Annotated in this window: 6 protein-coding genes; 5 read left to right on the top strand and 1 reads right to left on the bottom strand. The window is 40.0% G+C overall.

What is annotated here, in order from left to right; genetic code table 11:
• Nucleotides 1–10: 10 nt before the first annotated feature.
• Nucleotides 11–448, bottom strand: a complete 438-nt coding sequence (locus EAH55_RS24750) for an RNA recognition motif domain-containing protein (protein WP_121812017.1) — start codon at nucleotides 446–448, stop codon at nucleotides 11–13.
• Between the two features lie 441 nt (nucleotides 449–889).
• Here EAH55_RS24750 and EAH55_RS24745 point away from each other — a divergent pair, with 441 nt between their 5' ends.
• The 5 genes from EAH55_RS24745 (at nucleotide 890) to EAH55_RS24725 (ending at nucleotide 14,256) form a co-directional block, all read left to right on the top strand.
• The gene (locus EAH55_RS24745; protein WP_121812016.1) at nucleotides 890–2,500 is read left to right on the top strand and encodes a DUF6377 domain-containing protein; all 1,611 of its coding nucleotides are present in this window, start codon (nucleotides 890–892) and stop codon (nucleotides 2,498–2,500) included.
• Between the two features lie 509 nt (nucleotides 2,501–3,009).
• Nucleotides 3,010–5,991: a SusC/RagA family TonB-linked outer membrane protein gene (locus tag EAH55_RS24740; RefSeq protein ID WP_121812015.1), complete on the top strand. Its 2,982-nt coding sequence runs from the start codon at nucleotides 3,010–3,012 to the stop codon at nucleotides 5,989–5,991.
• A 10-nt stretch (nucleotides 5,992–6,001) separates the two neighbouring features.
• Nucleotides 6,002–7,549 carry a RagB/SusD family nutrient uptake outer membrane protein gene (locus EAH55_RS24735; protein WP_121812014.1) on the top strand — a complete coding sequence of 516 codons (1,548 nt, stop codon included), beginning with the start codon at nucleotides 6,002–6,004 and terminating at the stop codon, nucleotides 7,547–7,549.
• A 70-nt stretch (nucleotides 7,550–7,619) separates the two neighbouring features.
• Nucleotides 7,620–10,922: a VCBS repeat-containing protein gene (locus EAH55_RS24730; protein WP_121812013.1), complete on the top strand. Its 3,303-nt coding sequence runs from the start codon at nucleotides 7,620–7,622 to the stop codon at nucleotides 10,920–10,922.
• Nucleotides 10,909–14,256, top strand: coding sequence for an FG-GAP repeat domain-containing protein (locus tag EAH55_RS24725; RefSeq protein WP_162997023.1), 3,348 nt, complete (start codon nucleotides 10,909–10,911; stop codon nucleotides 14,254–14,256). Before EAH55_RS24730 ends, EAH55_RS24725 begins: the two co-directional genes overlap by 14 nt.
• Nucleotides 14,257–14,259: the final 3 nt, after the last annotated feature.

The raw sequence follows: 14,259 nt of genomic DNA, 5'->3' as shown, positions 1-14,259 counted from the left end.
TGAAAAGCTTTTACATCGTTTTTCTTGGGCGCCTTGGTCTATCCCCTGATGGCGATTGCTCATTGCTATTGGTATTACTCCGGTAGTTACCCTGGCTGTTATAACTCCTCGGGGCATTGCTGTTGTTCCTGTTACCGCTATTATTGTTCCGGTTATTATTGTTACCGTAGCCAAATGGTTTGCGTGGCGGCGGGGTTTTCTTAACAAAGTCGTCGTTTATTTTTACGCTTAATACCCGGTCGCCAATTTCGGTTCCATCCAAAGCAATTACTGCATTCTCAGCTCCTGTACGGTCTTTCATTTCAAGAAATGCGTATCCCTTGCATATTCTTGTCTTTTTATCACGTACAATTTTTATCGTTTCCACATCACCATGCGGACCTATCATTTTAACAAGTTCCAGCTCTGTCATTTCCAGAGGAAAGCCGCCTACAAATAATTTGACCATTTATAAATTGAGATTAAGATGATAGATAACCACCGTATACAAATTTCGTTTGATTTTTTTTAAATAAAGGATGTTTTTACGCTAAAAGCAAAGTTTATTTTCAATAACTGAGCTTTAGCAGAAAATTATGGGCACAAAGGAGGTGTTTTGCGCCTTAAATAAATCACTACTCGTGATGTACTTAGGTGTGATGTAAATTTCAAATCACCTTTCAAACAGTTTTAAAACTATCAAAAAAACAAAACTAAAACGCATTAGCAATGCTTCAATTCCATATATTTGAGAAGATAAACCAGGGAACAAGTATGCCATTGTTCTCAAAATGACAGCCAGTTAGTTGACGTTTTAATTAACTTATTAAGCATTTGATCTGTTGAGTTTGCGTATTGATTAAATTTCAATTAGTCGGCTGCATTATTTTTAAAAACCTTTACAATAAAAATGAAATACATTTTCTACCTGCTTTTTTCATTCATTAGTCTTTCAGCAAATGCGTTAACTGATACCAACACTTTACTTGAAGAACTAAAAAATGAAATAGCAAAGAAAAGTGTATACGACGGGGCTAAAGATGTAAGGATCCAAAAATTAAAGGCATATCAATCCAAGCTTTCACAAACCGACTACGATGCCAGGTTTGATACCTGGGACAAGCTGTATACCGAATACAAATCATACCAGTTTGATTCGGCCTATGTTTATGTCGATAAAATGATATCGCTGAGCAAGGTAACCGGTAACAAAAAGAAAGAGTATTATAGCTATGTCAGGATGGCTTTCATCCTGCTCTCATCAGGTATGTTTAACGAAACCTTTGATTATTTGCGTAAAGTAGACGTAAAGGTATTAAGCGATGTAGATAAGGTAGACTATTATTTTTTTTTAGGCAGATGTAATTACGACCTGGCAAAATATAGCAACGACAAATATTTCACTCCTGATTACATTTCTGCAGGGAATAAATACATTGATTCGGCGGTTTCGTTTTGTGGTAACGATCATATAATGCATACCTATCTGCTTGCATTGCAGGATTATCAGAAAAAAGACTACAAAGAAGGCCGTATACGGTTCAAAAAACTACTGGAAAGGGACATGCCCATTTCCATGCACCTCCGCGCAATGGCATCTTGTTCGTTAGGTGCCATCTGTCTCGAAGATAATGAGCCGGAAGAGGGTTTAAACCTGATGATCCGCGCCGCGATAGCCGATATAAGATCATCAACCCGTGAAACTGTAGCTTTGTTTACCCTTGCTGAGTTATTGTATAAACAGGATAATATTAAAGATGCCTACAGTTTTATTCAGCTTGCCAAAGCCGACGCCGACTTTTACGGTGCCCGACAGCGTAAAATACAAATAGGGGCCATTTTACCGTTAATAGCCGCTGCCGAACTTAATAATACTGAGCACCAAAAGAATCGCTTTCTGATGTTTTTGTTGATTATTACCGCACTTGCCATACTGGTAGCGTTTTTCCTGGTAATGATCGTTAAACAATTAAAAAAGCTAAAGGTTAAGGAAGCTATTATCGAAGGGAAAAATGTGCAGTTAAACCACATTAACGGCAAATTAATTGAAGATGCCAAAATTAAAGAGGAGTACATTGGACAGTTTTTTAAAGCTATCTCGGGATACATTGTTAAGCTCGAAAATCTCAAGATTTCGATTGATGCCAAACTCTCTATGAAGAAGTATGATGCTATTCATACATTTATAGATAACATAGATATTAAAAAAGAGAGGGAAAACCTGTACTACAGCTTTGACCATATCTTTTTAAAAATCTTCCCCAATTTCATTACGGTATTTAATAGCCTCTTTGCCGAAAAAGACCAGATCTGGCCCGACGAAGATGAAGTATTAAATACGGATCTCCGGATATTCGCGCTTATAAGAATGGGTATTGCAGATAACGAAACCATCGCCAAAATATTGGAGTACTCTGTTAATACAATTTACGTTTACAAAATGAGGATTAAAGCAAAATCCCTGCATCCGGATCAGTTTGAGCAACGCATCATGGATATCAAAGCTTTTGACTATGATTAACTTTTTTGTTACAATTAAGCACAAACGAAACCTGTAAGACCTCAAAATCTTACAGGTTTTTTAGCATAAAAGTATCATAAATGCATAAAAAAGCATTATATTTTTCACTTCGGTTTTTTATATAACTAATTGATTTAAAAGTTTTTAACTTTTAAAAACATCGAAAAAGTTTATAAAAACATTAAAATAAGTCATTTTCACCATTGTTAACCGTCGAAGGTCTTTTTCTGAGTTTATTTATAATTAAATTGCATTAGATTTTAACCAGTAATAATTGTAAACCTTTACATTTTTAAACGATCAGTTATTGTTAACCCTTAACCTGTACTAACCTGCTATCCGCTGGTATGGGCAAAGTTTTCGTAGCATTTATGCGTATGCTCAGGATATTATTTATTATGATACCCCGAACCATATCAGTATAATTTCGTATAAAGTGTTGGTGCTCTTTTTTACGGGTTAAAAACTAAACCCAATAACAAACCAATTTCAACTAAATCTCAAGTTTTATGCAAATTAAACATTTACTCAAAGTATGTTTCTTTGCTGTTTTTCTCTTTTTGATGGAGCCTGCTATGGCCCAAAATAAGATAATAACAGGTAAAGTAACTGACAAAAAAGATGGTTCCCCTTTAATAGGGGTATCGGTGGTAACAGCCGTTGGTGCTTCAGGCGGGGCTATTACCACAGCAGACGGTTCTTATCGTATATCGGTACCTGCAACTGCCAAAAGTCTCACATTTACTTACGTAGGATATTCAAATCTTACTGTTCCTATCAATGGGCAATCGCAAATCAGCGTAAGCATGGAATCGGCCAGCAAGGCCCTTAATGAAGTAGTTGTAGTAGGTTACGGTACCCAACGTGTAAAAGACGCAACCGGTTCTGTAGCTTCATTAAGTACCAAAGATTTTAACAAAGGACAAATAGCAACACCAGATCAGTTGCTTCAGGGCCGTATTGCCGGTGTAACAGTTACTCCGGGCAGTGGTGAGCCAGGAAGCGGTGCTTCTATTAATATAAGGGGTACCGGTTCTATAAGGGCTGGTAATGACCCGTTATATGTAATTGATGGTGTACCTGTATCTAATGACAGCTATGCGGCTTCAAGCGCTGCAAGCCCTATTGGTATGTCATCAGCCCGTAACCCTTTATCTTTCCTAAACCCTGCCGATATCGAAAATATTTCGGTATTAAAAGATGCCTCTGCTTCGGCCATTTATGGTTCAAGAGGCGCTAACGGCGTTGTGTTGATCACAACAAGAAAAGGAAGAAAAGGACAAGGGATACAGTTTTCTGAAAACACTTCATATTCAACAGCTGCAAGCCGTTACAAGTTGCTTAATGCTTCACAATTTCTTCAGGCTGTTGCAGCAACTGGTGCTGATGCAGACGCTATCAATAAAGGGGCCAATACTAACTGGCAGGATGAGATCTTAAGAGGTGCTGTTTCTCAAAATTTCAACCTTGGCTTTGGCGGTGCTACCGGTGGCTTTGTTTATCGCGTATCAGGAAGTTATGATGACCAAAATGGTGTAATTAAGAAATCTGGCTTAAAACGTGGTACAGTAAGAATCAATGCCACTCAATCTTTATTTAAAGATGTGGTAAAGCTTGATCTTAATTTATTAGGATCGAACGTAAAAAACATTTACGCGCCTATCACCAACAACGCCGGCTTTCAGGGCAGCCTTATTGGTGCTACTATCGGTTTAAATCCAACTTATCCGGTTAAAAATCCTGATGGAACTTACTATTATGACGGCAGCAGCCTTAACCCTGTAGATATGCTAAACAATACCTGGGATAGGGATAATGTGAACCGCATATTGGCCAATTTAGGATTGAGCATCAAATTAACCAGGAATTTAACTTACCGCGGTACCTATGGTAATGATTATTCATTGGCTAAACGTTACACTTTCTATGATCCAAGGATCCAGGGTTATACCAGTAGCGGCAATATCAGAGGTAAAACTACCCCGGCTATATCAGGTACCGGTATGGGTGCGCTACAAACGGTTAAACTTGGCAACGCAATTACGGAGCAAACTTTAACTTTTGATAAAAAATGGACTGATAACAGTTCATTGACAGTGTTGGCCGGTTATTCATATCAGGTATTTAATAACAAAAACTTTAATGACATTCGTTTTAAAACATCACAGCCAAATGTTCTTGTTAAAAACGTAAACGACTTCCAAAACCCCTTCCCAATATTTGGTGATACCACCCGCTCACAGTTACAGTCATATTATGGCAGGTTAAATTACTCATATAAAGATAAATACCTGTTAACAGCTACTGTACGTACCGATGGTTCTTCAAAATTTGGTAAGAATAACCGTTACGCAACATTCCCTGCGTTGGCTCTTAAATGGAAGATCATGAATGAGAGCTTTGCTCCAAAAGGCATCTTCGATGATCTTAGCCTTCGCTTAAACTATGGTAAAACAGGTAACCAGGAGTTCCCTGCATACCAGTCGCTTTCAGTTTATCAGTCTGATTTGAACGGCGGTACCAACCAGCTTTATGCACCTAATCCTGATTTGAAATGGGAAACTACCACTAACTACGGTGCAGGTATCGATTTCGCCATCTTTGGTAATAGGGTAACCGGTACTATTGATTACTTCAACAAGAGTACGAAAGACCTCTTATTCTTCCAGTATTTCTCGGCTCCGGCTCCAGCTCCTGGTCAGTGGATAAACCTTCCTGGTAAAGTGTTGAACAAAGGTTTGGAGTTAGGTTTAAGTGTAGCTGCTGTACAGGGACCTAAGTTCACCTGGGATATCAATTACAATATGACCTTTTTGAGCAATAAAGTTCAAGACTTTAAACAAAGGGTTGTACAAACTGGTGCTATCAGCGGTCAGGGCTTATCAGGCGCGTTTTCGCAGGTTATTCAAAATAACTACCCATTGTTTACCTTTAAGGTTACACAATACAATGGCCTTGATAAAGACGGCTTTGCAATCTATCCTAACGGTATAGACGTGCAGACACTGCAAGGCAGCGCTTTACCTAAGTTTACCGCCAGCTTAACCAACAACTTCACTTACGGAAACTGGAATTTAAGTGTTTTCCTGAATGCAGTTACAGGCTTTTACATTTATGACAACACAGCCAACGCATATTTCTATCGTGGAAGTTTGCTAACTGGTCACAATGTTTCAACCGACGTTGCATTTACAAATGAAAACCCACTTAACTCTGGTCAGGTATCTACACGCTGGCTCGAAAAAGGTGACTTTGTTCGTCTTTCAAACGTAACCTTAGGTTATACATTCCCATTGAAAAATGGTAAATTTATTAAATCGCTGAGGGTAGCTCTTACCGGCCAAAACTTAGCTATCATAACCGGTTATAAAGGATTAGATCCTGAAATAAATGTTAATAAAGATATTAATAGTGTGCCATCGAGAGGTATCGACTATACTGCATACCCTAAAGCCCGTACATATACATTTGGTTTAACAGCAGGATTTTAAAAGTAAATAAATGAAAAAATTAATAGAAAGAACGAGTGTTGCCTGTTTGGCAATGTCGTTACTCACAATAATGAGCTGCGCGAAACTTGATGAAAAAGTTTACGGCTCAAAGGTAATCAGAGAGGGAAGTAATGGTTCTGCATCGGATTTAAAAGGGGTTTATTCTCAATTAAACGGACAAGCCGACCAGGCAAATACTTATGCATTACAGGAGCATCCTACAGACGAGATGATGGGCCCGACAAGGGGAACTGACTGGGGAGATTTTGGAACATGGCGTAAATTGCATACCCACACCTGGGACGCGTTTCACAACCAGGTAAGTGATACCTGGGATCAATTAAATACCGGAGTTTACCGTGCTACACAGGTTATTAATTCGTCGCAATCAAGCGCTCAAATCAAAGCTGAAGCAAGTTTCTTGAGGGCATATTTCATGTTTCAGGTTGTCGACTTGTACGGTCAGGCGCCATTCAGGGATCCGGATGCAGCATCAAGTGAAAATCCTAAAGTTTATTCTCGCAGCGCTGCCACAGATTTTATAATTAAAGACCTGCTATTTGCTGAAGCAAATCTTGGGGCTTCTGCATCAGCTGGAACTGCAAGCAAAGCATCTGCCGAAGCGTTGTTAGCTAAAGTATACCTCAATAAAGCTGTATACAAAGCAACAACCGTTGGTGGTCCGTTTACTTTCGCTAAAACCGATATGGACAGCGTAATAGTATTTGCTAACAGGGTTGCGGATGCTGGTTATCAGCTGGAACCTGCAGGTAAATACTTCCAGGAGTTTGCCTGGGATAACAGCGACAAATCCAAAGGTATAATTTTCGGTATCATAAATACCACTACGAATGCTCCGGGTAACACACATAACCGTTGGAGAATGGGCATGCACTACAATCAATCGCCAAGCGGCTGGAATGGTTTTACCACACTTGCTGATTTCTACAATGCATTTGATGCAAAAGACGAAAGGCGCGGTGGCTCATATACAGAACTAACAGATCGTAATGGTTTAAATACAGGTTTCTTAGTTGGTCAGCAATATGGCCCGGGTCACGTTGCCTTGAAACAACGCGGTGGTTCTCCATTGGTTTTTACACCTGATGTGAACCTTAATTATTCTACAGAAGCACAGGGTATTCGCGTTATTAAATACTTCCCTCATCCGGCACCAGACGGCTCTGTTAATGATGATTACGCTACAAACACGTACATCTTTTTACGGTTTGCCGATGTTAGGTTAATGAAAGCAGAGGCTATATTAAGAGGTGGTACTGATCCGAATGGCGAATCTGCTCTTGCGATAGTAAACGGCATAAGAACCCCTCGCGGAGCCACAGCCCTTGCAACTTTAGATTTAAAAGCAATGCTTGCTGAGCGTGGTTTTGAGCTGTATTACGAAGGATGGAGGCGAAATGACCTTATCAGGTTTGAGAAATTTAACGATCCGGTTGATCAGCGCCCTAACAAAAGTGATAAAACCAGAACAGTTTATCCAATACCGGCACGTGCTGTTGACTCTAACCCCAACCTTAAACAAAACGCAGGTTATTAATATTTGAGATTTATTTGATTGAAAGGAACGTAGCGGAAAATTCCGCTACGTTTGTTTTTTCGCAAAGTATATGCATCCAAAAACGCCCCTGTTTCTAATTTTCATAGCTTTTACTACCCTTTGCGCCTGTAACAGCGGTAATAAACAAACGCTGTTCACCCTGCAAAATAATGATGCCCTTGGGATAAATTTTGCCAACACCCTAAACGATCAGGATCGGACAAATGTGTTTACCTTTCGTAATTACTATAACGGCGGTGGTGTTGCCATAGGCGATGTTAACAACGACGGATTAAACGATGTTTACCTTACCTCAAACATGGGCGGCAACCAGCTTTATATCAACAAAGGGAATTGGAAATTTGAGAATATAACGGATAAAGCAGGGGTTAAAGGCACAAAATACTGGAGCACCGGAGCTATTATGGTTGATATCAACGGTGATGGTTGGCTTGACATTTATGTTTGCCATAGCGGTAATGCACATGGCAACGAAAAGGGCAATGAGCTATTTATTAATCAGCATGACGGTACGTTTAAGGAAGAAGCCCAAAAGTATGGCCTGGTAGATAATGGATTATCAACCCAGGCCATATTTTTCGACTATGACAATGACGGCGATCTGGATTGCTTTGTACTTAATAACTCATTCAGGCCCATCGAATCATTTGATTTTAGTAAAAATTTACGGGCTGTAGTTGACGAATTGGGAGGTGCACGCCTGTACCGTAACGATGGCGGCCATTTTACAAATGTTACCAAAGAGGCTGGGATTTATTCAAGCGATATCGGTTTTGGTTTAGGTGTTTCTGTAGCCGATATAAACCAGGACGGCTACCCCGATATTTATGTTTCCAACGATTTTTTTGAACGTGATTATCTCTACATCAATCAAAAAAACGGAACTTTTAAGGAAGATATTCAAAATGAAACCGGGCACTTAAGCCTGGCCTCAATGGGTTCGGATATCGCTGATATCAATAACGACGGACAGTACGATATTTTCACCACCGAAATGTTGCCCGAGGGTGATCTGCGGTTAAAAAAAATGACTGCGTTTGAATCCTATGATGTGATCAAGGCCAAACAGCGCGACGGTTATTATAATCAGTATATGCAAAACTGTCTGCAAGTACGTAATGCAGATGGTACGTTTTCAGAAACGGCATTTTATTCAGGTGTAGCGGCTACAGATTGGAGTTGGGGCGCATTAATGTTTGATATGGATAATGATGGATGGAAAGATATTTTTGTATCAAACGGCATCTACAAGGATCTTACCGATCAGGATTACATCGAATTTTTAGGTAATCGCGATAATATGGCCAAGATCGCCGAGGGCAGAAAGAAATTTGATTATAAAGATTTCACTGATAAAATGGCTTCATCGCCTTTATCCAGCTATGCCTATCTGAATAATCATAACCTTACATTTACCAACAAATCGGCCGATTTTGGTTTGAATAAGCCAGGTTTTAGCAATGGCTCATCCTATGCCGATCTGGATAATGATGGTGATAACGACCTTATTGTCAATAATGAAAACGCACCCGTTTCTATCTATAAAAACAATGCCGAAAAAAACGGCAATCATCATATTCAACTAAAATTAAAAGGAGCGGGGTTAAATACGTTTGGAATTGGGACTACAGTAAAGGTATTTATGAAAGGCAGCTCGCTGATTTATTATAACCAGCCTACACGGGGCTTCCAAAGCTGCACATCACCTAATTTGCTTACTATCGGTATCGGGAAATACAAAACGATTGATTCAGTGCAAGTGATATGGCCAGGTAACAATTACCAGCTGCTGAAGAATGTAGCTGCTGATCGGGTTTACACTATTAAACAGACCGATGCTAAGTTGACGTACAACTGGACAAAACCATTTGTTAAAACGATTTTTGCCGACGTTACCAAATCAATATTTGATAGCATTCCGAAGCATAAGGAGGATGATTTTATCGATTTTGACAATGAGCGCCTGATGCTGCAAATGTTATCGACAGAAAATCCTTACATGGCAACCGGCGACGTTAACGGCGACGGACTTACAGATTTTTACTTCGGCAGTTCAAAAAACAATTTCGCAGCCATCTATATTCAGCAAAAAGACGGGCGGTTCAAACAAACCATTCCAGACGATTTTAAAAAGCAGGAATACCTGGAAAATGCAGGAGCTGTTTTTGGCGACTTTGATGGCGATGGCGACCAGGACCTGATAGTAGGGGTAGGAGGTAATGCTGATGAAGCCGAAACCCCGGTTTACAATCCGCGTTTTTTTGTGAACGATGGCAAAGGGAACTTCCACCGCGATCCTGACAGAACATTACATGCGGCCGTCAATGCTTCTGTAATTGTTTCGGCAGATTATGATGGCGACGGCAAGCCTGACTTGTTTATAGGCGGAAGAAGTGTACCCGGACTTTATGGATGTTCGCCTCAATCATTTGTTTTTCATAATGATGGTAATGGCCATTTTACAGATGTATCGAAAGCAGTTTTTGGGAATGATACAAAGTTGGGTATGGTAACGGCTGCTAAATGGGCCGATATTGATAATAATGGCTCGCCGGATCTGATAGTTGCCGGAAACTGGATGGGAATCAGGATCTTTAAAAACAATAAAGGGAAATTTACTGAAGATAGGCAGCTTACTAACTACAAAGGTTGGTGGAGCAGCCTCGAAGTAGCCGACGTGGATGGTGATGGCACTCTTGATATTATTGGCGGCAATATAGGCCTTAATTCAAAATTCAGGGCGTCAGCTGAACAACCAATGGAAATTCATATAAAGGATTTTGACAACAACGGCACCAGGGAATGTGTAACTTCCATGTATAAAAGCGATGGTATAAACTATGTTTTTCATATGAAGCCAGATTTGGTTGGCCAGATGCCGATCCTTAAAAAACGGTTCTTACGCTACGTCGACTACGCAGGCAAGCCTTTTACCGAAGTATTTACAGCCGAAATGCTTGACGGTGCCGAAGTGCATCAAATGAACTTTCTTGCCTCTGCAGTGTTTTTAAATAAAGGTGGAAAATTTACATGTAAACCATTGCCTGCAGACGCCCAGCTATCTATGGTAAACACTATTTTATGTGCCGATTTGGATAATACAGGAGTTAAGAAGATTATATTAGGTGGTAACTTCTATGGCTTTAAACCGGAAGTTGGCCGGCTCGATGCTAACCGCGGTCTGGTTTATCAGTACACAAAAAATGGATTTACCTATTTTCCAGCTGCCCAAACAGGCCTCAATTTAAACGGGCAGGTACGTTCATCGGTGGCCATTAAAAACGCAGCAGGCAAAAATTATTATATGTTCGGCATTAATGACGAACCGCTTAAGGCTTATGAACTACGCTAATACCCCAATAATGCTGTTTACCAGATCTGTTTTTAGCTATTGCTTTATTCTGATGAGCGTTGGTGTAGTCAGCCTGTTTTCCTGCAAGCCCAAAAAAGCAGGCGACGGCGTATTTAAACTACTTCCGGCTAATGAAACCGGTGTTACCTTCGTAAATAAGAATATTGTATCCGATTCTGTCAATATTTTAGACTATCTCTATTTCTACAATGGGGCAGGAGTAGCTTCCGCAGATTTTAATAACGATGGTCTGCCCGATCTTTATTTTGTATCAAATCAGGGGCCTAACAAACTGTATATCAACAAAGGGGGGATGAAGTTTGAAGATATTACAGATAGGGCAGGCGTGGCCGGTACGGGCAATTGGAAAACTGGTGTAACAGTAGTTGATATTAACGGCGATGGGTTTAAAGACATTTATGTAAGCGTAGTATCCGGCTATAAAACATTTAAAGGGAAAAACCAGCTTTATATCAACAATGGCAATTTAACCTTTACCGAATGCGCCGCCAAATATGGGCTTGACTTTGCAGGCCTATCTACCCAGGCTTCATTTTTTGATTATGACAAGGATGGTGACCTGGATATGTTCCTGCTTACTTCGTCTGTTCATAGTAATGATACCTACGGTGATTCCACCCAGCGATTCAAATACAGCCATGATGCCGGCGATCACCTTTTCAGGAACGATAATGGACACTTTACGGATGTAACCGCGGGCTCGGGTATTTATTCAGCGCCTATTGGCTACGGGTTGGGGGTAAGCGTAGGCGACTTAAACAATGATGGTTGGGATGATATTTACGTTAGCAACGATTTTTTTGAACAGGACTATTATTACATCAATCAGCATAACGGCACTTTCAAGGAGCAACTAAAAAACGCTTTCGGGCATACCAGCCTGTTTTCGATGGGTAATACTATCAGCGATATTAATAAAGATGGCCACCTCGATGTGCTCAGTACAGACATGCTTCCCGAAGAAATGAAAGTGCTCCGTTCAACTATAAATGACGAACCATTGGATATTTATAACCAGGAAGTTAACGCGGGGTATTACTATCAATACTCAAAAAACTGTCTGCAATTGAATGTTGGCAATGGAAACAAGTTTGTTGATTTAAGTTTATACAGCGGAGTTTCAGCAACCGACTGGACGTGGTCGCCCCTGGTGCAGGATTTTGATATGGATGGCAGGAAAGATATGTTTTTCTCCAACGGAATCAAGCGCCGCCTGAATGATATGGATTACCTGAAATACCTTGGCGACCCAATGGTGATGCAGGCCTATAAAGAGAACCGTGTTTTTGATAAGGAAAAGATCAATAAAATGCCCGAAGGGGGCGTACACAACTACCTTTATCGTGGTGATGATAAGTTGAAATTTACAGATGTATCATCAACAAATGACATGCAACAACCCTCCATATCGGCTGGTTCGGTGGCGGTTGATTTAGATAATGATGGGGATCTGGATATTGTTACCAACAATATGGACGAGCCCGCATATATCTATAACAATACAACTATAGAAAGCGGTAAGGAAAGTAAACCAACTTATCTTAAGTACACGGTAAAATATAATCTGCTAAATCGTGATGGTATTGGGACTAAATTGTTCCTTAAATCAAAAGATCACATTGATCACCAGGAAATACAAACCAGTAACGCCTATGAAAGCAATTTAAACAATGAGCTGCTTTTCACCTTTGCGCCCGGCGATAAACCTGAATCATTACTGGTAGTATGGCCGGATAATAGCTATGAGGTGATTAAAGATTTCAATCCCAGACAAAAAACTATTCTAAGATATAACCCTCAAACAGTTGATAATCGCAAGCCTGTAACAGAAGTAATAGAGGCGTTCATTAGCGATAGAAAACAATTTGACTATAAACCGGTAAAATCAAAGCTTTTGGCTTCAGTTAAAACTTTCGATACGCCTGATTTTAATTACTACTCCCTTTTACCGCATACCTATTTGGAGCATACACCGGCAGTTGCAGTGGCCGATATCAATAATGATGGCATAGATGACATTTACGTGGGAGGAATTGCTGATGAAGAAAAATATATCCTTGCAGGTGATAAAACGGGCGGATTTACAAAAGTAAAAGTGCCACTGTTTGATCAATACAAAAACACTGCCGACGAACAGGCAACCTGGGCCGATGTCAATAACGATGGCAAGCCTGACTTGATCGTGATCAGCGCCAATCATCCATTTCTGGAAGAAGAGAAGTTTATCCAACCACGCTTATACATAAACAAAGGGAACTTTCAATTTGAATATCAATCATTGCCTAGAATCAATTACCAGGCATCAAAAATTACCTTGTTTGATTTTAACGGCGATGGATTGAACGATATTTTGTTTACCAGCGCTGTTTCATTCAAAGACTATACCGGCGTTGTACCATCCTTAATACTGATAAATAAAGGCAACGGAAAGTTTGAAATTAGCCATAACAAAACTTATGATGAGATCACCAACCTGCAATACGTTACCAGTATAACTACAACCGATATTGATCATAATGGCAAACCCGATCTGCTGATCACCGCCGAATGGCAGCCTGTTTATATTTTCCTGAATAATGGCAAAGGTTTAAAACGCTTTTCTTCGCCGGTTTTGGATAAAGAGAAGGGTTGGTGGCAATCGGCAACAATAGCCGATATAGACGTTGATGGAAAAGCTGATCTCATTGCCGGAAACTGGGGATTGAATAATAAATATAATGTAACTGAAGATCAGCCTCTTTTTGCCTATAACACCGATTTGGATAAAGACGGCAAAAATGATTTGATACTGTCATACTTTTATAAAGGCCTTTATTACCCGTTCCGTCCTAAAAATGATCTGGAGCAGGAGCTGCCGTATCTCAAAAAGGAATGGCTTAGCTATCAAAAAATGGCCGACAAAACCACTTCTGAAATATTTAAAGATAAGCTTGATGACAATAATCGCCTAAGTGTAAATCAGTTCAATAGCATTTTCGTGAGCGATGTGCTTCATGCATCTTCCGTTACAACTCTGCCATACCTATACCAGCAGGCTCCGGTTAAATCGATGCTAAAAGATAGCCACGGTGATATACTGCTGAACGGAAACTTTTGGGGGGTAGTACCTTACGAAGGTAAATACGACGCTCTTGGATTAGTAAATCTGCACTACAATAAGCAAATTAAACAATTTGATCCGCCAACATATTTAGTAAACAGTGCAATCAATTCGGAGGAAATTACCTACCTGGCACCGGTTAAAACAGCAACTAACACAGAAGCTTATATAGCTGTTACCTATGATGGCAGATTAATGCTAATAACCAAATAGCGC

Origin of the sequence: Mucilaginibacter kameinonensis (genome assembly GCF_003675385.1) — a bacterium.
In the GTDB taxonomy this organism is placed as follows: Bacteria; Bacteroidota; Bacteroidia; order Sphingobacteriales; family Sphingobacteriaceae; genus Mucilaginibacter; species Mucilaginibacter kameinonensis.
The sequence above is the reverse complement of the archived record's forward strand: the minus strand, read 5'-3'. Positions and strand labels throughout refer to the sequence as shown.

Coding starts and splice junctions, on each gene's coding strand:
- EAH55_RS24725 (WP_162997023.1), top strand. CDS start 10,909: ATGAACTACGCTAATACCCCAATAATGCTGTTTACCAGATCTGTTTTT.
- EAH55_RS24730 (WP_121812013.1), top strand. CDS start 7,620: ATGCATCCAAAAACGCCCCTGTTTCTAATTTTCATAGCTTTTACTACC.
- EAH55_RS24750 (WP_121812017.1), bottom strand. CDS start 448: ATGGTCAAATTATTTGTAGGCGGCTTTCCTCTGGAAATGACAGAGCTG.
- EAH55_RS24745 (WP_121812016.1), top strand. CDS start 890: ATGAAATACATTTTCTACCTGCTTTTTTCATTCATTAGTCTTTCAGCA.
- EAH55_RS24740 (WP_121812015.1), top strand. CDS start 3,010: ATGCAAATTAAACATTTACTCAAAGTATGTTTCTTTGCTGTTTTTCTC.
- EAH55_RS24735 (WP_121812014.1), top strand. CDS start 6,002: ATGAAAAAATTAATAGAAAGAACGAGTGTTGCCTGTTTGGCAATGTCG.